Raw genomic sequence first — 17973 nt, forward strand, 5'->3', positions numbered from 1 at the left:
GTGCGCTCGCGGCCCCCTTGGCCGCGCGGAGATCGCATGACCCAGCCTCACGCCGACGAGCGCGCCGACCAGCGCCTCGCCTGGGCCCGCCGCGCCACCGGCGACAGCCGCCTGCAACTGCAGCGCGCCTCGGTCGACGCCGGCTTCCGCAGCTACTGGCGCGCCGCGCCCGACGCGGCCGGCATGCCCGCCAGCGCCATCGTCATGGACTCGCCGCCGACGCTGGAGGACGTACGCCCCTGGTTGCGCATGCGCGCGCTGCTCGAAGGCGGCGGCGTCCGCGTGCCGCGCGTGCTGGTCGAGGACACCGAACACGGCTTCCTGCTGCTGGAAGACCTGGGCGGCCCGACCCTTGCCCAGATCATCGACGCCGACAGCGCCGACGCCTATTTCGATGCCGCGATCGAGCAGTTGTTGAAGCTGCAGGCGATCGCCCCGCCCGAGGGCATGGGCGAGTTCGGTGAAGCCCTGCTGCAGCGCGACGCGGGTCTGTTCGAGGAATGGTTCCTGCGCCGCCATCTGGGCCTGGAGCTCGACTGCGACGACACCGACCGTCTGGAGCTGGTGCAGCGTCGCCTGATGGACAACGCGCTCGCGCAGCGGCAGGTGCTCACCCATCGCGATTTCATGCCGCGCAATCTGATGCCGGTGCAGCCGGGCCCGGCGGTGCTGGACTTCCAGGACTGCGTGCGCGGCCCGGTCGCCTACGACGCGATCAGTCTGTTCAAGGACGCGTTCCTGAGCTGGCCGCTGGACCGCGTCGACGGCTGGCTGGCGCGCTACCACCAGCGCGCCGTCGCCGCGGGCGTGCCGGTGCCGGCGCTGGCGCGCTTCCGTCGCGACGCCGACTGGCTGGGCGTGCAACGGCACCTCAAGATCCTGGGCATCTTCGCGCGCCTGCATTACCGCGACGGCAAGACCAAGTATCTGCCCGACGCGCCGCGCTTCATCGCCTATCTGGACGAAGTGCTGCCGCGCTATCCCGAATTGCAGGCGCTGGCGGAGCTGCTGGAGACGCGCATCCGTCCGGCACTGGCGAGGCTCGCGCCATGAAGGCGCTGATCTTCGCAGCGGGACTGGGCGAGCGCATGCGCCCGCTCACCGACACCACGCCCAAGCCCCTGCTTGCGGTCGCCGGCAAGCCGCTGATCGAATGGCATCTGGAAAAGCTGGCGGCGTGCGGGGTGCGCGAGGTGGTGGTGAATACCTCCTGGCTGGCCGAGCAGTTCCCGCGCGCGCTCGGCGACGGCGCACGCTGGGGCCTGCGCATCGTTTATTCCTACGAAGGCACCACGCCCCTGGAAACCGGCGGCGGCATGCTGCACGCCCTGCCCTTGCTCGGCGACGCGCCCTTCCTGCTGGTCAACGGCGACGTCTGGACCGACTTCGACTTCGCGCGTCTGCCGCGCGCGCCCGAGGGGCTGGCGCATCTGGTGATGGTCGATCGCCCGCCGCAGGCCACCCAGGGCGATTTCGCGCTGGATCAGGACGGACTGGTGCGCAGCGACGGCGCGCACCGCCTCACCTACGCCGGCCTCGGCGTGTATCGCCCGCAATTGCTGGACGGGTGGCGCGCGCACAGCAGCGACGCCGGCGCCGCCGAAACGCCGCCGCGCTTCCGTCTGGCGCCGATCCTGCGCGCGCACATGGCCGAGGGCCGCATCCATGGCGAACACCATCGCGGCCGCTGGACCGACGTGGGCACGCCGCAGCGGCTGGCCGACCTGGACGCGGCGCTGTCGGGCTGAGCGCCAGGCATCGCCCGGCGAACTGCTAGCATGCGCGGCGATATGACCGACCGACACAAGCCGCTCAGCCAATTCCTCAGCCTGATCCTGCGCCATGAACCCGAGGCCATCGGCCTGCGCCTGGATGCGGAAGGCTGGGTCGACGTAAACGAACTCATCGCCAAGGCGGCCGCGCACGGCAAACATTACGACCGCGAGCTGCTGCGCGAGTTGGTGCGCGACAACGACAAGCAGCGTTTCAAGCTCAGCGACGACGGCGATCGCATACGCGCCAATCAGGGCCATTCGATCGACATCGACCTGGCCCTGGCGCCGATCGAGCCGCCGGCCCGGCTGTACCACGGCACCGCCACCCGCCACGCCGCCGCGATCCGCGTCGAGGGCCTGCGCAAGCAGAGCCGCCAGCACGTGCACCTGTCGGCCGATCGCGACACCGCGTTCAAGGTCGGCAGCCGCCACGGGCGGCCGGTCGTGCTGGAGGTACGCGCGGGCGACATGCACGCGCGCGGCGCGACCTTCTTCCGCGCCGACAACGGCGTGTGGCTGACCGACGCGGTCCCTGCGGAATTCATCGAATGGCCGGCGCAGACATGAGGCCGGCGCCCGCAACGCGACGCCACCACAGGAGCATGGTCGCATGAGCGCGGGGCACCGTTTCTCCGACGCGGAACGCGGCGGCGTCTACCGCGCCATCTTCGAGCGCCGCGACGTGCGTTCGCAGTTCTTGCCCGACCCGATTCCTGCGGACGTACTGGAGCGCCTGCTACGCGCCGCGCACCATGCGCCGTCGGTGGGATTCATGCAGCCCTGGGACTTCATCGTCGTCGAGGATCCGGCGGTCAAGCACGAAGTGAAGGCTCTGCACGCGCAAGCCAATGCGCAGGCCGCGCACAACTACCGCGACGAACGCGCCGAACTTTATCGGCAGCTCAAGCTGGAAGGGATCGTCGAAAGCCCGATCAATCTGTGCATTACCTGCGACCGCGGCCGCGGCGGCGAACATGTGTTGGGCCGCAACACCATGCTCGACGCGGACCTGTTCAGCGCCTGCCTGGCGGTGCAGAACTTGTGGCTGGCCGCGCGCGCGGAGGGCATCGGCGTGGGCTGGGTCAGCATCCTGGAACCCCGCGAACTGGCGCGCGTGCTCGGTCTGCCCGAGGGCGTCGAGCCGCTCGCCTACCTGTGCCTGGGCTATGTCAGCCAGTTCCTGGAGCGACCGGAGCTGCAAACGCGCGGTTGGCGCTCGCGCCTGCCGCTGCAGGATCTGGTGCATGCCAACGTCTGGGGCGGCGAGGTACAGGACCCGGCGCTGCGCAGCGCGCTGCTGGCCGGCGAGCCCGATCGGGACCCGACTCGCGGCGGTTAGGATGAGTCCGCCCGCCACTGCGTCCGCGGGCAGCGTTCATTGGGAGCGGATCATGCGTGGAGCCGCCATCGCCTGCCTGCATGCCTTGCTGCTGTGCGGCGCCCTCGCAAGCGCCCGAGCGGCCGAACCCATCGTCGGCTTGCCTTGCGAAGGCTGCGAGGCGGTGTTCGACGGCAAGCCGGCGCAATTGACCAGCGCATCGCGGATCGCGCCGGCCAAGGAACCTGGGCAAGCCCTGCTGTTGAGCGGCCAGGTCCGCAACGCCGCGGGCAAGCCGGTGCCGGGCGTGATCGTCTACGCCTACCAGACCGATCGCGGCGGCGTGTACCCGCGCGATCCGCGCCTGTCCGGCGAAACCGCGCGCCATGGTCGCCTGCGCGGCTGGGCGGTGAGCGATGCGCAAGGCCGCTACAGCTTCCGCACGATACGTCCCGGCGGTTACCCGACCAGCGACGAGCCGCAACATATCCACATGCACGTGATCGAGCCGGGGCGCTGCACCTATTACCTGGGCGACGTGCTGTTCGACGACGACCCGCGCCTGACCGCCGCGCGCCGCGCGCAACAAGGCCTGGCCTACGGCGGCAACGGCATCGCCCATCCGCAAGGCGACGCGCGCACGGGCTGGCGCGTGCAACGCGACATCGTGCTGGGCTTGAACGTGCCGGGGTATGCGCGCTGCGGGCGTTGAGCCGCTGGCCCGACGTACTGATTCGCGGCCTCGGGGTAGGAACAGCGCAAGCCGCGACCGCGCCACTGCGACAACGACGCGGGCCGCGACTACCACTGGGCACCCCGCTCACGACGCAAGCGAGTCCCGCGATCGCGGCTCACGCCGCTCCCACAGTGGTGGGTGCGTCGCTACGGCGAAGCTTGCGATGACCGCAACCACAATCGTGCACACAGGCGCGTGCCCCCTGCTTCCTGTGGGAGCGGCGTAAGCCGCGATTGGTAGCGCGGCGACACCCACATTCGACGCAAGCCGATGTCGCGGTCGCGGCTTGCGCCGCTCCTACAGGAAGCAACCGTGCCGGCCTTGCCAGGTGGGGCGCCTGTTCCTGTTCTCGCCTCAGGAAATCCAGGCACCCATGTACAGGGCCATGAAGGACGGCGCGGTCGCAACGACGGCAGTCGCAATGCCGGGACGGGTTATGCAGCGCCACAGGCCTACCACGCATGCGCTGACCGCGATGCACGCTATCACCGCCCAGGTTTCATAGCCGATCAGACAGATCGGGCTCACTCGCCCTACGGTCAAAGAAGGTTTGACGATAGCCAGCGCGGTCGACGCGATCAGCAACGCGACCCCAACAGTCACGAACACGGCCCAGGATTTGCGAGCCGCCACGGTCAAGCCTATCGACACCAACGCCGGGACATATCCGACAAAGCTCCAGAGTTCGTACGACACGCAAAGCTCCCGAAACTGGCCGTTCGCCGCCCGATCATCTCGCATGATCGATGCACGTGTTCAAGCCCTGCTCCGACCATCGCCGATCCGATCGACGCCCGAACAGGCCCGGGCGCTACCCGCGCCTCAACGCTGCTCCAGCGTCTGCTTCAGGAACGGCACCGTGATGCGGCGCTGCGCGGCCAGGGAGGCGCGGTCGAGGCGGTCCAGCAGTGCGGTCAGGCCGGCCAGGTCGCGGTCGACGCGCTTGAGCAGCCAGTCCAGCGCGGCTTCCTCCAGCACCAGGCCGCGGCGTTGCGCGCGCTGGCGCAGCACGTCGGCGCGGCCGTCGTCGTCCAGCGGCGACAGCGCGATGCGCGCGCATTGCGACAGGCGCGAGCGCAGGTCGGGCAGGCTCAGGGCGAGGCCGTCGGGGGCTTCGCGCGCGGCGTAGATCACCGCCGCGCCGGCGGCGCGCGCGCGGTTGTGGGCGTCGAACAAGGCGATCTCGTCCTCGCGCGTGCCGGCGATGACGTCCAGGCCGTCCAGCGCCAGCAGGTCGTTGCCTTCCAGCGCTTCGAGCGCGTCGCGCAGGCGCCCGGCGGCCGCGACCAACGGCAGGTAGGCGGCGCGGCGGCCGGCGGCTTCGGCCGCGGCGCAGGCGGCGAGCAGCAGGTGGGTCTTGCCGACGCCCGCGGGGCCGGCCAGGTACAGCCAGTCGCCGCCGGCCTGCTCGGCCAGCGCGCGCACTTGCGCGATCGCTCCTGCCGGCGCGGCGACGAAGGTGTCGAGTCGCTGGTCCGGCGGGTAGCGCAGCGCCAAAGGCAGCTGCGGCACGCTCATCGCTGCAGGTTCATCACGGCAGACTCATCGCGGATCGCAACAGGCTCACTCGGCTTCGCGCTCGGCCGGGGCCGGCACGATGTGCGGGCCCGGCTCCAGCAGGATCGACGACGGCGTGCCCGCGTACAAACGGCTGCGGGTGTAGCGCTCCTGGGCGTAGCGCAGCAGCACGTTGGCCACCGCCGCCACCGGCAGCGCCAGCAGCATGCCGAGGAAACCGAACAGCTGGCCGCCCGCGAGCACGGCGAAGATCACCGCGACCGGATGCAGGCCGATGCGGTCGCCGACCAGCTTGGGGGTGAGCCAATAGCCTTCGATCAGCTGGCCGATGCCGAACACGGTGAGCACGCCGGCGACGTACTTCCAATCGCCGTACTGCACCAGCGCGGCGATGGTGCCCAGGATGATGCCGCTGGCCGGGCCCAGGTAGGGCACGAAGGTCAGCAGGCCGGCGATCAGGCCGATCAGGATGCCCAGGTCCAGGCCCACCGCCCACAGGCCCAGGCCGTACATCACGCCCAGGATCAGCATCACCAGGAACTGGCCGCGCAGGAAGGCGCCGAGCACGTCGCTGGATTCGCGCGCGAGGCGGCCGACGGTGTCGAGATGGTTGCGCGGCACCAGCGAGGCCACGCGCGCGACCATCAGGTCCCAGTCGCGCAGGAAGAAGAAGGTGATCACCGGCAGCAGGGCGATGTTGGCGGCCATGCCGATCAGGGCGAAGCCCGAGCGCGACAGATAGCCCAGCAGGGTGCTGGCGACGCCGCCGGCGCGCTCCCAGTTGCTGCGCACCAGTTGGCTGATGTGCTCCAGGTCCAGCCAGGTGGTGATCTCCAGGCCGGTGCGCGTTTCCACCCACGGCAGCGCGGTGTTCATGAACCAGTCGCGGTAGCTGGGCAGCGAGGCGATCAGGGTGGAGATCTGGCGCTCGATCAGCGGCACCAGGATCACCAGCACCAGCAGCACCAACAGCGCCATCGCGGTGAACACCAGGGTCACGGCGACGTTGCGCGAGCGCCCCGCGCGTTCCAGGCGGTCGACCAGCGGATCGCCCAGCCAGCCCAGCAGGGCGGCGACCACGAACGGGGTCAGGATCGGCGCCAGCAGCCACAGCAGCCAGCACGCGCCCAGGCCGAGCGCGGCCCATTGCAGGCGGCGCAGGAATTGGGCGATGTCGTGCAGGGGGGTGGTTTCCATCCGGGGGTCCTATCGGTTCCATGCGGGCGACGCGCCGGCGGGCGGCGCATCGCGGTAAGGCTCAGCCTAGCCGGTCAGCGCAGGCGGTAGACCGGCGGCTGGCCTTCCAGGCCTTCCTGCGCCTCGAGCACGTCGTCGCCCTCGGTCATGCGCTTGAAGCCCTGCAGGCCGGAGATCAGCTCCAGCTCGAACTCGACCCCGCTGGGGCTGGCGCGTACCGGGGTGATCCGGCGCACCACCGCCAGCCGCTGCAGGTAGCCGGACAGGCGGATGAAGTCGTCGCTGCTGGTGATGCCGGTGAAGGTCACGCGGTAGTTGCCCGGCGGGCCGGCGGCGGTGCCGCGCTTGGCGTAGCGGCGCATCAGGGCGTCGGCGGCGCCGTCGGCGCCTCCGGCCATGGCGCGGCGGGCGTCGGCCTCCTCGCTGGTCCAGGTCGACAGCACCTTGCCGCCGTCGACGAAGATCCAGTCGGCCTTCCAGCCGGCCTTGGAGCGGTAGAGCTTGCCGATCAGCTGCATCGGCGGGCTGTAGCGGGCCGAGGCGCGCGCGACCGCGGCGCTGTCGCCGCGCCAGATCGCGCCGACCGCGGCCTGTTCAGCCGCGTTGCCGGTGGGCAGACCGAGGCGGTAGCCGCGCTCGATCGCGCGGTTCAGGGTGGAGCGGGCGGCGTTGGCCTGGGCCAGGCCGACCAGGCGCGGGCCGCTGCCGTCGTCGATGGCCAGCCACAGCACCGGCTTGGGGCGCGGGGTCGGCCAGACCGGCAAACCCAGCACCGAGGCCAGGCTGTCGACCTGGGACTGGTCGAAATTGACCACCAAGGTGGTGCGGTAGCTGGGCGCCCCGGTCGGGCCCACTCCCTCGTCCTGGCGGTAGTCGTAGCCGGCCACGTAGTCCTTGGCGCGGCGCAGTTCCTGGCCCACGCCGGGGCGCGCGGCCGCGCCGCGGTCGCCGGACAGCTTGCCCAGCACCTGCGCCAGCGCGCGCGCGAAGCCCGCGTTGCGCTCGGCCTCGCCCTGGCCGTTGACCGGCACTTCGGCCGCGTAAACGCCCTCGGCCTTGGCACGATCGCCTTCGACACGCTGCGCCCAGGCGGCAGAGCTCGCCAGCAGCAGGGTCGCGACCAGTAAAACGCGGATTGCCCGAACCATCGCTGTCCCTAGATAGGTGCGTAATGGATGAAATGGTGCCGTAGTGGGGCCGGAACGTCCATTCGCGCGCTCCGCGACTGGTAAAATGTCGGGCTTCTCCTCTTACTCGCGCCCGCCGGAGCCGCCGTGACCGCTTCCATCCCCGACGCTCCCACTCCCCTGACCTACCGCGATGCCGGCGTCGATATCGACGCGGGCAACGCCCTGGTCGAACGCATCAAGCCGATGGTCAAGCGCAGCTTCCGCCCCGAAGTCATGGGCGGGCTGGGCGGTTTCGGCGCGCTGTTCGACCTGTCGGGCAAGTACCGCGAGCCGGTGCTGGTCTCGGGCACCGACGGCGTGGGCACCAAGCTCAAGCTGGCCCAGCAGCTCGGCCGTCACGACAGCATCGGCATCGACCTGGTCGGCATGTGCGTGAACGACGTGCTGGTGCAGGGCGCCGAGCCGCTGTTCTTCCTCGACTACTTCGCCACCGGCAAGCTCGACGTGGACACCGCCGCGGCCGTGGTCAGCGGCATCGCGACCGGCTGCGAGCAGTCCGGCTGCGCCCTGATCGGCGGCGAGACCGCCGAAATGCCCGACATGTACCCGCCGGGCGAGTACGACCTGGCCGGCTTCACCGTCGGTGCGGTCGAGAAGTCGCAGTTGCTCGACGGCAGCCGCGTGCGCGAGGGCGATCTGCTGATCGGCCTGGCCTCCAGCGGCCCGCATTCCAACGGCTATTCGTTGATCCGCCGCATCTACGACCGCGCCGGCCGCCCGGCCGACACCGACCTGGGCGGGGTCAAGCTGATCGACGCGCTGATGGCGCCGACCCGCCTGTACGTGAAGCCGGTGCTGGAGCTGCTGCGCGCCAACGGCGGCGCGCACAAGATCCACGCCATGGCCCACGTCACCGGCGGCGGCCTGACCGAGAACATCATCCGGGTGGTGCCCGACGGCCTGGGTCTGACCATCGACGCCGCGTCCTGGGAACTGCCGCCGGTGTTCCAGTGGCTGCAGCGCGAAGGCGCGGTGACCCAGGAAGAAATGTGGCGCACCTTCAACTGCGGCATCGGCTTCGTGCTGATCGTGGCGCCGGAAGACGCCGCCGAGATCGAAGCCGAGCTGGAGCGCATGGCGTTGGCGAACTGGCGCATCGGCCGGGTGGTCGCGCACGCCGACGGCGAACGCGTGCATATCGGTTGAAGCAGGAGTGAGCTTAGAGGAGAGAGGAGTGAGTAAAGGCAATATCTTCGTTGAGCGGGCGCTTTCGCTCGCTGCTCACTACTCCACGCTCACTTCTTGCTCCAAGCCATGAACGCCGTCAAGAAGGCGGCGCTGGCCGCGGTCCTGGCCGTGTTCGCGATCAGCTGGATCGCCCCGACCAGCCCCTTCGAGCAAGGCATGCACAGCGTACTGACCGTGGTCGGCCTGGCCTGGCTGTGGCTGCACAACCGGCGCTGGCCGATGCGCGATAGCCACTTCATCGCGATCTGCGTGTTCATGATCGCCCACTGCGTGGCCGCGCGCTGGCTGTATTCCTACGTGCCCTACGACCGCTGGATCCAATGGTTGACCGGCGGCTGGTCGCTGGATCGCGCGCTGGGCTTTGAACGCAATCACTTCGACCGCTTGATCCATTTCCTCTACGGCGTGTGCTTCGCGCCGGCGGTGCGCGAGTATTTCCGCCAGCGCTGGCCGGCGCTGAGCGCGCGTCAGGCGTTCGTGCTCGCGGTGGCCGCGATCATGTGCACCAGCCTGATCTACGAATGGATCGAGTGGGCGATCGCGCTGGGCATGTCGCCGGAAGCGGCCGAGTCCTACAACGGCCAGCAGGGCGACGTCTGGGACGCGCACACCGACATGTTCCTGGCCACCCTGGGTTCGTTCGCGGCCTGGCCGCGTCGCCGCGCCCGGGCATGAACGTCGTCGCGCTGCCGCCGGCCCTGCAGGACTTCGAGCGCCGCGTCGCCGCGGTCGATTGGGACGCCTACGAGCGCCCGCAATGGAGCGACGCCGCGCAGGTGCGCGCGGCGCTGGCCGACGCCCTGCATGCGCACGACCGCGCCAGCAGCGACAGCGCCTATCACGCCGTGCTGTACGCGGTGGGCAACAACCACGCCGGCACCTACCACGCGATCGCGCTGGCGGTGCTGCCGTTTCTGGGCGAACTGATGCGCCACGGCCAGGGCTGGGCGCGCAGCACCGCCCTGGAGGCCTTCTTCGACCTGGCGCTGTCGTTCGAGCCCGACCGCGACCAGCAGGCGCTGGCGCCCGAGCTGGCGCGCCAGGCGCGCGCCCTGCGCCCTGTGCTGGAAGCCATCGCCGCCCAGGGCGGCGCCGACGCCGTCACCGCCCACGAGGCCCTGCTGGCGCTGGAGCCAGGCGCGGACTGAAGGCGCCGCGAACGCGCACCGCCGCCGCTTTCTTGCGACACTGCCCGTTCGCAGGCGGCTTGGCCGCGCCCGCGCTGACCCATCCACACGGCGCCGGCCCGCCGTCACGGAGGACGCATGGGCGCTTGGGGCATCGGTTCGTTCGACAACGACCACGCCAGCGATTGGCTGCTGGACCTGATCGAAGGCGAGGATCTCGCGCCGATGCGCGCGGCGATCGCGCAAGTGCTGGCGGAAGACGACTACCTGGATTCCGACCTGGCGGTGGAAGCGCTGGCCGCGATCGAAGTGCTGGCCGCCACCCTGGGCCGGCCCACCGCCGCGATCCAGGACGAAACCGAATTCCAGGCCTGGCTGGCGCGGCTGCAGTTGCAGGGCGACCCCAGCCTGGTGCCCGAGGCGCTGCGCGCGCTCGAGCGCGTCCTGGCGCCGGATTCGGAACTGCGCGAACTGTGGGAAGAAACCGAGGACTACGAGGACTGGTGCGCCGACGTCGCGCGCCTGCGCTCGCACGTGGGCGCCTGAGCGCGGCCGTCGCGAGACGGCGCAATCGCGGCCCGAACCGCGCCCACCGCAGCGGATCGCCTAAAATGCGGGCCCGCTCCCGAATCCCGCCCGCATGCCCCAGCTTCCCCGCATCGCCGTCCTCGCCTCGGGACGCGGCAGCAACCTGCAGGCGGTGCTGGACGCGATCGCCGACGGCCGTCTGGCCGCCGAGGTGGTCGGGGTGCGCTCCGACAAGCCTGGCGCGGCGGCGCTGCAACGGGTGCCGGCGGCGCTGCGCTGGAGCGACGATCCGCGCGCCTACGCCTCGCGCGAGGCCTTCGATGCCGCGCTAGGCGACGCGGTCGCGGCCTGCCGGCCGGACTGGGTGCTGTGCGCGGGCTACCTGCGCATCCTCGGCGCCGACTTCGTCCAACGCTTCCGCGGCCGCCTGCTCAACATCCATCCCTCGCTGCTGCCGCGCCACCGCGGCCTGCGCACGCATGCGCGCGCGATCGAGGCCGGCGACCGCGAACACGGCGCCAGCGTGCACTTCGTGATCCCCGAGCTCGATGCCGGCGCGGTGATCGCGCAGGCGGTGGTGCCGATCGCCGACGGCGACGACCCCGAGACCCTGGCCGCGCGCGTACTTTCGGTGGAACACCCGCTGCTGCTGGCCACGCTGCGACTGGCGGTCGCGGGCCGGATTGCTGAACAGGGCGCAACCGTGACCCTGGATGGTCATCCGCTATTTACCCCCCTGCGTTTAGATTCCGCCGGACACACGCTGCAGCCCTGAACCCGAGCGCGTACGCCCGGTCCAATACGCATAAGCGCCCCTCCGCCCCACTCGTCCGTCGACGCCCTCGCGCCCCAAGGACCCCGCTCCCGCCATGAAGTCACCGTTGCCCCTGCTCGCCGCCGTCCTGCTCGGCGCGCTGCTCCCCGCCCGCGCGTCCGCGCTGGAGCCGTTCGTGGCCGACTACCAGGTCTACAACAGCGGCAAGGTGCTGGGCGACGCGACCATGCAGGTGGTGCCCTCCGGCGGCCATTGGCGCATCGACCTGGATATCCGCGCCGAGCACGGCATGATGGGCCTGGCCGGCGCGGCCGCGCAGCAGAGCACGGTGTTCGACGTGGTCGGCGATACCTACCGCCCGCTCAGCCAGGCGCTGGTGCGCAAGGTCGTGTTTTCCAAGCGCCAGGTGATCGGCATCTACGACTGGAACAAGCGCAGCGCGCGCTGGACCGGCGACGTCAAGGAAAGCCGGCAGAAGCCCATCGCGCTGCAGGACGGCGACATGAGCGGCCTGCTGATCAATCTGGCCGTGATCCGCGACGCCCAGCCCGGCAAGACCCTGGGCTATCGCTTCGTCGACGGCGGCCGCGTGCGTCCGCACCAATACGTGGTCGCGCAGGAACTGGAAAGCGTGTCGGTCGCCGACATGGGCTACAACGCCATGCGCGTGAACCGGGTCCAAAGCGGCAACGAAGAGACCGTGATCTGGGTCGTGGAAGGCGTTCCGACCCCCGTTCGCATTCTTCAACGCGAAAACGGTCAAGATACCTACGACCTGCGTCTGGTCGAATATCGAGGAGTGAACTGATGGCCCTTACCCCCAAGGTTCCGTCGCTGCGTCCGTCGCCCTGGCTGCTGGCCGGCGCGCTGGCGCTGACCAGCCTGCCCGCGCTCGCGATCAAGCCCTTCAGCGCCGACTACACGGCCAGCTACATGGGCATGCAGGGCAACGGCCGCATGACCCTGGCCGCGGCCGGGCCCGGCCGCTGGAAGTACAGCCTGGAAGTCAGCAGCCCGCTGGCCAACCTCAGCCAGTCGACCGTGTTCGAGGAAAAGGGCGGCCAGTGGCGCCCGATCTCGGGCAGCGACTCCAGCAAGGTGCTGACCCGCAAGCAGGTCAAGAACGCCAACTACGACTGGAACCGCGGCGTCGCCACCTGGACCGGCGACGTCAAGGCCAACCGCGCCGGCCCGATCCCGCTGCTCGCGGGCGACATGGACGCGCTGCTGATCAACCTGGCCCTGGTGCGCGACGCCGGCGCCGGCAAACCCATCAGTTACCGCATGGTCGAGGACGGCCGCGTCAAGCAGCTCACCTACACCATCGCCGGCAAGGAAAGCATCGACATCGGCGGCAAGAGCCAGACCGCGACCAAGCTGATCAGCAGCAACGGCGACAAGCAGACCATCGCCTGGGTCGTCGACGGCATGCCGGTGCCCGCGCGCATTCTGCAGCGCGACAAGGGCCAGGACGCGATCGACCTGCGCGTGCGCGGCGTGCGCTGAGGTCCGTTCTCGCCCGATGAACGACAACGAGAGCCCCGCGATCGCGGGGCTCTTCGTTCTAGGGCGCACGAGGTTCGACCGGCCTGTCGATGCCGTCCTCCGCGGCCGGCGCGACTATCCTCACGCCTGCAGCGGGATTTTCGCCTTGCAGGACCACACCCCTTGCCGCCGCCCGAGCTGGGCGTAGCGTCCTCGCATGTAATCGATCTGGTAATCGTCGCCGCGCGGCAGCTCGCTGAACACGATATCGCTGGACGGCAAGGGAACCAACACGCCGCGTTGCGCGTCGTGGCGGCCGATCTGGAAGCGCGGCTCGATCGAAGCCTGGCTGGCGGTGTGCTGGCCGTCGGCCAGAACGACCAGTCCGCCGCCCCTGACCGCGCAGGAGGGGTCGATGATGGACGTGCCGCAGGAGGCGATCAGCTGCAGGTCCAGGCCCGGCACCTCCGGCCCGAGCACGCGACCCAAGTAGTTCATATCGTTGCGCAGGGTCTGCTGGCCGTGGTCCAGGCCCAACTCCACGCCCAGCATCATTCCATCCCAGCGAATCAGGTTGTCCAGACTTTGCTCCGGGTCCAAGGCGTAGCGGCTGGCCAGGCTCTGGTCGGCGTCGGCCAGGCGCGCTGCAGCGGCGTCGTCCAGGCGCGGACGGTATAGCTTTTCCAGCAGCACGTACGGCGGCGATGCATCCATCTGCGCGCGCTGGCCGCGCAGCACCAAGATGGAGTTGAGCAAGCCCCTTCGCTGCGTTAGCGACGCGCACAGGCTGCCGGCTACCAACAGCCAGTTCTTGAACAACGGCGTCCCATTAATCGCGCTATACAGGGCTCCGGCCAACTCGTGGCGCAGGGATTCCGGATAGGCGCCGAAACCGGCATCGGTGGCTGCGGTGGCGGCTTGCGCTCCTTTCCGGAACAGGAACTCTGGCGCCAGGAAGACTTTCAAAGTCTGCTCGTCGACCATGCCGTCGAGATTGGCATGGCGCTGCGCCGTCCAATACAGCACGTTGAGCAGACGCTGGGCGCGGGCCTGCAGATCCGGATCGGGCAATTGCAGCAGCGGTGCGCCGCTGGAGGGAATCACCTTGCCCGCCGGCGCCGCGTAATAGGTGGGCAGCATCCAGGCGAACGGCAGCAGATGGCTGTAATCGCCACGGCCGGCACCCCCGCGTACGAGCGTATCGAGGTCCATATCGTCTCCGTCAAAAGGCGTGCGTCATACGCCGCGCCGGCGGCATCGAGGCCAGGCGATGGCGTTCCGTGATCGTTCCCCTACCGTAAACGCCGCACCGCTCACCTGAAAGTGCGAGCCTTCGTCGGCATCGGCCCAGGGAGTGTACCTAGCGCGCGAACCCCGCTGCGCATCAGCCGGCAGGCGACGCGCAACCGGCATCGCGACCGACGCGACGCTGCAGGTCCGCGCATAAACGCCGTGCCGCGTCCGCGCGACCGCTCTCGCGCAGCAGCCGTGCCAGTCGAGTGGTCGCGAGCGGATGCATGGGCGCGAACTCCAGCACGCGCCGGTACCACTGCTCGGCCTCGCGGGTGTGGCCCAGGGCCAGATGGCGGTCGGCCACCAATACGCCGGTTTCGGCGTACCACGGCAGCAACTGCGATTTCTGTTGATCGTAGACCCGCGTCATCGCGGCGTAGGCCGCTTCGAAGTACGGCAGCGCGGCCTCGTCGCGCCCGCTGATCTCGAGCACGTCGCCGATGTTGATCAACGGCGCCCACGCATCCGGATCCAAGGCCAGCGCCTGCCGATACGCAGCGAGGGCGCCGTCCAAATCCGCCTGCGCGCTGCGTACGAAACCCAGCGCCTTGTGCGAGGCCGCATCGCCCGGCGCCAGGCGCACCGCCTGTTCCGCCATCTGACGTGCGCGCCGCAAGGTCTCGCGTGCAGTCGCTGTCTCCAGGTTGCCGCTGGCCAGCGCGTCGCCGAGCTTGGTGTACTCCGCGCCCTGCCCCGGCGGATGCGGCCAGCGCAGCACGCGCTGTACCAGCGCGTTGGCCAGGCCGGCGTAAGCCGGTGCATAGTCGGGATCGGTCGCGATCAGGCGCTCGTAGAGATCGATCGCGGCCTCGTTGTCGGCGCGCGAGAAACGCATGTAGAAATCGCCCGCGCGCTCGGCGATCGCGCGCGATTGCGCGCCGGCCGGCTGCGGCAGCGACAGTGTCAGCCACCCGACCAGGGCGAGCGCCGCCACGCCCGCAGCGCAGGCCAGCGCGAACGGACGCAGGCGGGTGCGGGCGCGAAGCGCTGGCGTAGGTGACGATGAGGGCTCGGGCGTCTGCGTACTCGGCGCTTCGACCACAACCGCCTCAGCGGACCCAGGCACTGCGGCTTCCAGCGCACGCACCGGCGCGATCAGGCGATAACCGCGTTTGGACAGCGTCTCGATATAGCGCGGCTCGCGCGAGTCGTCGCCCAGAGCCTTGCGCAGCTTGGACACCGTGCGCGCCAGGGTGTCCTCTCCCACCACCAGGCCCGGCCACAACTGCGCGAACAGCTCGTCGCGCGATAGCACCGCCTGCGGCCGCGCGGCCAGCGCGAACAGCAGGTCCATGACTTTGAGCTCCAGACGCTGCACGCCGTCGGCGCCGATCAGCTCGCCCGAAGCACGCAGCGCGCGCCACTCGCCGACCTCGATCGCCGCCGGCCCCGCCGTGTTGTTCGCCGCAAACCCCACGTCCGCACCCGCCTTCGGATTGGTCAGGAAAAAAGGAGGAAACCGTCCTTGCCCTACGATAGCGTCTGGGCGCGAATGGCGGCAGCACCGGCCGTCGCCCATCCCGGCGAGGCCGACCCCATCGTCCCGCCCGGAGCGCCGCATGCCCCTGCCAGCCTTCAAAGCCCTGCCCGCCCTCGCCCTGACCCTGCTCCTTGGCGTCGGCTGCGGCCACCAGGCCGCCTCGGCCGAGCTCGCGGTTCAACCCACGACACCCGTCCCTGCCGAGACCCGGATCGCCGCCGCCGAGGTCCGCGCCGAGTTCGAGGAGCTCTACCGCCGCCTGCGCGATTCCCACTACGACCTGTACGCGCGCCGCAACCGGGCCGAGTACGACGCCCTCTACGCCCGCATGCACGCCACCTTCGACCGTCCGCTGACCGCGTTCGAGGTACAGACCCGCTTCCAGACCTTCGCCGCCTACGGCCGCATCGCGCACGCCAACATCGCCTTCCCGTTGCCCGCGTTCCAGAGCTACCGCGAAGGCGGCGGCCGCGCCTTCCCGCTGTCGCTGCGCGCGGTCGCCGGCAAGTTGCGCGTGAGCGAGAACCTCAGCGGCCAGCCCGCCCCCGCGCCCGGCACCGAGATCGTCGCGATCGACGGCCGACCCGCGGCGACCTGGCTGCGAGGCCTGAGCCGCCACGTCTCGGCCGACAACGACTACCTAGCCCAAGCGCAGATGGAAATGTGGTTGCCGGCCCTGGTGTGGCTGGAGCACGGCCCGCGCGACAGCTACGCTCTGCGGATCCGCGACGCGCAAGGCCACGAAGCCGACCTGAGCCTGCCGGCACGCACCCAGGCGCAGATGCGCGCCGCCGCTGCCGCGCAGCCCAAGTCGCTGGAGCTGGATTGGGATCGACGCGAGTACCGCATGCTCGATGGTGGCGTCGCCTACCTGCGACCGGGCCCGTTCTACAACAACACGCCCGGCGCGGCCGACATGTGGGATTACGCCGCGTTCTCGTCCTTCATCGATGAAGCCTTCCGCAGTTTCCTGAGGGCCGACGCCAAAACCCTGTTGATCGACCTGCGCAGCAACCCCGGCGGCGACAACTCCTTCAGCGACCTGATGGTCGCCTGGTACGCCGACCGACCGTTCCGTTTCGTCTCCGAATTCAAGGTCAAGGCCAGCCAGGCCGCGATCGACAGCAACCGCAAGCGCCTGGACGCCGACGCTTCCGAACGCAACGCGACCTCGCGCCAATACGCCCGCGCCTACGCCCGGCATCGCCTGGGCGAAGTGTTCGATTTCGAAATCCCGATGACGCAACCGCGCGCGGGCGAACGCTTCCGCGGCAAGGTCTACCTGCTGATCGACCGCCGCTCCTACTCCAACACCGTCACCGTCGCCGCGCTATCGCAGGACTACGGCTTCGCGACCGTGCTGGGCGAGGAAACCTCGGACCTCGCCACCAGCTACGGCGCCTCGGAAAGCTTCACCCTCTCGCGCACCGGCATCGAAGTGAAGTTCCCGAAGGCCTACCTGATCCGTCCCAGCGGCAACACGGAAGCGCGAGGCGTGGTGCCGGATATCGCGATCGAGACGCCGCTAGTGGCCGGCGCGGACGATCCTGTGCTGGCGCGGGCGTTGCGGATCGTGGCGGACGGACCCGAACTCAAGCGGGCTGCGCAAACGGTCAAAGGCGAATAGTTATGCGAGACGGTGCGGAGCAACTGCTCATTACTCGACCGGAACAGGTGCAGAGTCGACTTGCCGAAAAAGTCCACTCTGACCCCTGCTTACGCCGGCCTGGCCGGGCGGAATTAGCGAAGAGCGAGCCTGTGTCATGAGGCCAGCATCTCGGGTCTGTCGTGCTTGCGCAGCCAGAAAAGTCTGAATCTGATGTCAGGCTAGTACGGAACTGTGGGTGTCCCAGATAGATCTCCCAGATAGATCTTTTGCTCTCCTGCCCCAGCGGATTTTCTCAATCGCTGCTACCTCCCCTGTTCGCGAGCGACAAACCGCTCACAGCTCATGGCTTCCTCTGAGATGGCAGCTTCGGAGCCAAACGGGTCTACCTCAGCGGTTGAAGATATGTATGCGCTTTCTTTGACATTGCAGGACCGAGCATCAAAATTCATCGATATGATCGCGTAGCGAACATAGAACGTGCTCGTGTACGTGCCATCTTCATGGCAGTCGCGCCCCTCACGCCTAGTGCCATAGCTCCAAGCAGACTCTCCTGAGGGCAGGTCTCTCGGAGAGCCTAGGCGCTTAACTGCTTGCGACTTGATCCGCTCCGCCCCTATCAACCATTTGACGTCATCGATTACATCTCCGTTTCCTATTTTTTCTGGCGCTATATCCATACTCTTTCCTGCGCATTCGCGAGCATCAACAGATGCACAGCTGGCAATTGTCAGACAAGAGATCGCGAGGGCAAGTG

At 69.3% G+C, this 17973-nt stretch carries 19 protein-coding genes; 13 read left to right on the forward strand and 6 right to left on the reverse strand.

The genetic code is table 11. The features are described 5' to 3' along the window. The first annotated feature begins 36 nt into the window (after positions 1–36). Genes BMZ45_RS02195 through BMZ45_RS02215 form a run of 5 tightly spaced genes read left to right on the forward strand, consistent with a single transcriptional unit; the run spans position 37 to position 3805 of the window. Positions 37–1053, forward strand: coding sequence for an aminoglycoside phosphotransferase family protein (locus BMZ45_RS02195; RefSeq protein ID WP_091631908.1), 1017 nt, complete (start codon positions 37–39; stop codon positions 1051–1053). Further along, entirely contained in the window at positions 1050–1748 is a 699-nt protein-coding gene (gene murU / locus BMZ45_RS02200; protein WP_091631911.1) for an N-acetylmuramate alpha-1-phosphate uridylyltransferase MurU, read from the forward strand. The genes BMZ45_RS02195 and murU overlap by 4 nt, the downstream gene beginning before the upstream one ends. 42 nt (positions 1749–1790) lie before the next feature. Beyond that, positions 1791–2342, forward strand: a complete 552-nt coding sequence (locus BMZ45_RS02205; RefSeq protein ID WP_091633964.1) for an RNA 2'-phosphotransferase — start codon at positions 1791–1793, stop codon at positions 2340–2342. Between the two features lie 43 nt (positions 2343–2385). After that, positions 2386–3114: a 5,6-dimethylbenzimidazole synthase gene (bluB, locus tag BMZ45_RS02210; protein ID WP_091631913.1), complete on the forward strand. Its 729-nt coding sequence runs from the start codon at positions 2386–2388 to the stop codon at positions 3112–3114. 52 nt (positions 3115–3166) lie between these two features. Continuing rightward, entirely contained in the window at positions 3167–3805 is a 639-nt protein-coding gene (locus tag BMZ45_RS02215) for a dioxygenase family protein (RefSeq protein WP_091633967.1), read from the forward strand. A 378-nt stretch (positions 3806–4183) separates the two neighbouring features. Here the strand turns inward: BMZ45_RS02215 and BMZ45_RS02220 are convergent, their stop codons facing one another. From BMZ45_RS02220 to BMZ45_RS02235, 4 genes are all read right to left on the reverse strand, one after another. Continuing rightward, complete coding sequence (locus tag BMZ45_RS02220; protein WP_139215362.1) at positions 4184–4525, reverse strand: hypothetical protein; 342 nt, start codon at positions 4523–4525, stop codon at positions 4184–4186. A 126-nt stretch (positions 4526–4651) separates the two neighbouring features. Continuing rightward, positions 4652–5347 (reverse strand): DnaA regulatory inactivator Hda, encoded by a 696-nt coding sequence (gene hda, locus BMZ45_RS02225; protein WP_091631919.1) that lies wholly within the window; start codon positions 5345–5347, stop codon positions 4652–4654. A 45-nt stretch (positions 5348–5392) separates the two neighbouring features. Next, positions 5393–6544 carry an AI-2E family transporter gene (locus BMZ45_RS02230; protein ID WP_091631922.1) on the reverse strand — a complete coding sequence of 384 codons (1152 nt, stop codon included), beginning with the start codon at positions 6542–6544 and terminating at the stop codon, positions 5393–5395. A gap of 74 nt (positions 6545–6618) precedes the next feature. Beyond that, a complete protein-coding gene (locus BMZ45_RS02235; protein ID WP_091631925.1) occupies positions 6619–7692 on the reverse strand; it encodes a DUF2066 domain-containing protein in 1074 nt (357 codons plus the stop codon). A gap of 159 nt (positions 7693–7851) precedes the next feature. On the opposite strand from BMZ45_RS02235, the gene purM reads away from it, so the two are divergent. From purM to BMZ45_RS02270, 7 genes are all read left to right on the forward strand, one after another. Then, positions 7852–8880 carry a phosphoribosylformylglycinamidine cyclo-ligase gene (purM, locus tag BMZ45_RS02240; protein ID WP_175488959.1) on the forward strand — a complete coding sequence of 343 codons (1029 nt, stop codon included), beginning with the start codon at positions 7852–7854 and terminating at the stop codon, positions 8878–8880. Positions 8881–8988: 108 nt separating this feature from the next. After that, positions 8989–9597 (forward strand): DUF2238 domain-containing protein, encoded by a 609-nt coding sequence (locus tag BMZ45_RS02245; protein WP_091631930.1) that lies wholly within the window; start codon positions 8989–8991, stop codon positions 9595–9597. Continuing rightward, positions 9594–10070: a hypothetical protein gene (locus tag BMZ45_RS02250; RefSeq protein WP_091631932.1), complete on the forward strand. Its 477-nt coding sequence runs from the start codon at positions 9594–9596 to the stop codon at positions 10068–10070. Before BMZ45_RS02245 ends, BMZ45_RS02250 begins: the two co-directional genes overlap by 4 nt. Positions 10071–10187: 117 nt before the next feature. Beyond that, positions 10188–10595 (forward strand): DUF4259 domain-containing protein, encoded by a 408-nt coding sequence (locus tag BMZ45_RS02255; RefSeq protein WP_091631935.1) that lies wholly within the window; start codon positions 10188–10190, stop codon positions 10593–10595. Between the two features lie 94 nt (positions 10596–10689). Beyond that, the gene (gene purN / locus BMZ45_RS02260; RefSeq protein WP_091631938.1) at positions 10690–11352 is read left to right on the forward strand and encodes a phosphoribosylglycinamide formyltransferase; all 663 of its coding nucleotides are present in this window, start codon (positions 10690–10692) and stop codon (positions 11350–11352) included. Between the two features lie 94 nt (positions 11353–11446). Continuing rightward, on the forward strand, positions 11447–12160 hold the full coding sequence (locus BMZ45_RS02265; protein WP_091631940.1) for a DUF3108 domain-containing protein: 714 nt from the start codon (positions 11447–11449) through the stop codon (positions 12158–12160). Next, positions 12160–12858 (forward strand): DUF3108 domain-containing protein, encoded by a 699-nt coding sequence (locus BMZ45_RS02270; protein ID WP_091631943.1) that lies wholly within the window; start codon positions 12160–12162, stop codon positions 12856–12858. Before BMZ45_RS02265 ends, BMZ45_RS02270 begins: the two co-directional genes overlap by 1 nt. Positions 12859–12978: 120 nt before the next feature. Here the strand turns inward: BMZ45_RS02270 and BMZ45_RS02275 are convergent, their stop codons facing one another. After that, positions 12979–14049, reverse strand: a complete 1071-nt coding sequence (locus BMZ45_RS02275; RefSeq protein ID WP_091631946.1) for a hypothetical protein — start codon at positions 14047–14049, stop codon at positions 12979–12981. A 172-nt stretch (positions 14050–14221) separates the two neighbouring features. Beyond that, a complete protein-coding gene (locus BMZ45_RS02280) occupies positions 14222–15547 on the reverse strand; it encodes a winged helix-turn-helix domain-containing protein (RefSeq protein WP_175488890.1) in 1326 nt (441 codons plus the stop codon). 142 nt (positions 15548–15689) lie between these two features. On the opposite strand from BMZ45_RS02280, the gene BMZ45_RS02285 reads away from it, so the two are divergent. Further along, positions 15690–17237, forward strand: a complete 1548-nt coding sequence (locus tag BMZ45_RS02285; RefSeq protein WP_139215363.1) for a S41 family peptidase — start codon at positions 15690–15692, stop codon at positions 17235–17237. Positions 17238–17973 lie beyond the last annotated feature (736 nt).

Origin of the sequence: Lysobacter sp. cf310 (genome assembly GCF_900114355.1) — a bacterium.
Lineage (GTDB): Bacteria > Pseudomonadota > Gammaproteobacteria > Xanthomonadales > Xanthomonadaceae > Lysobacter.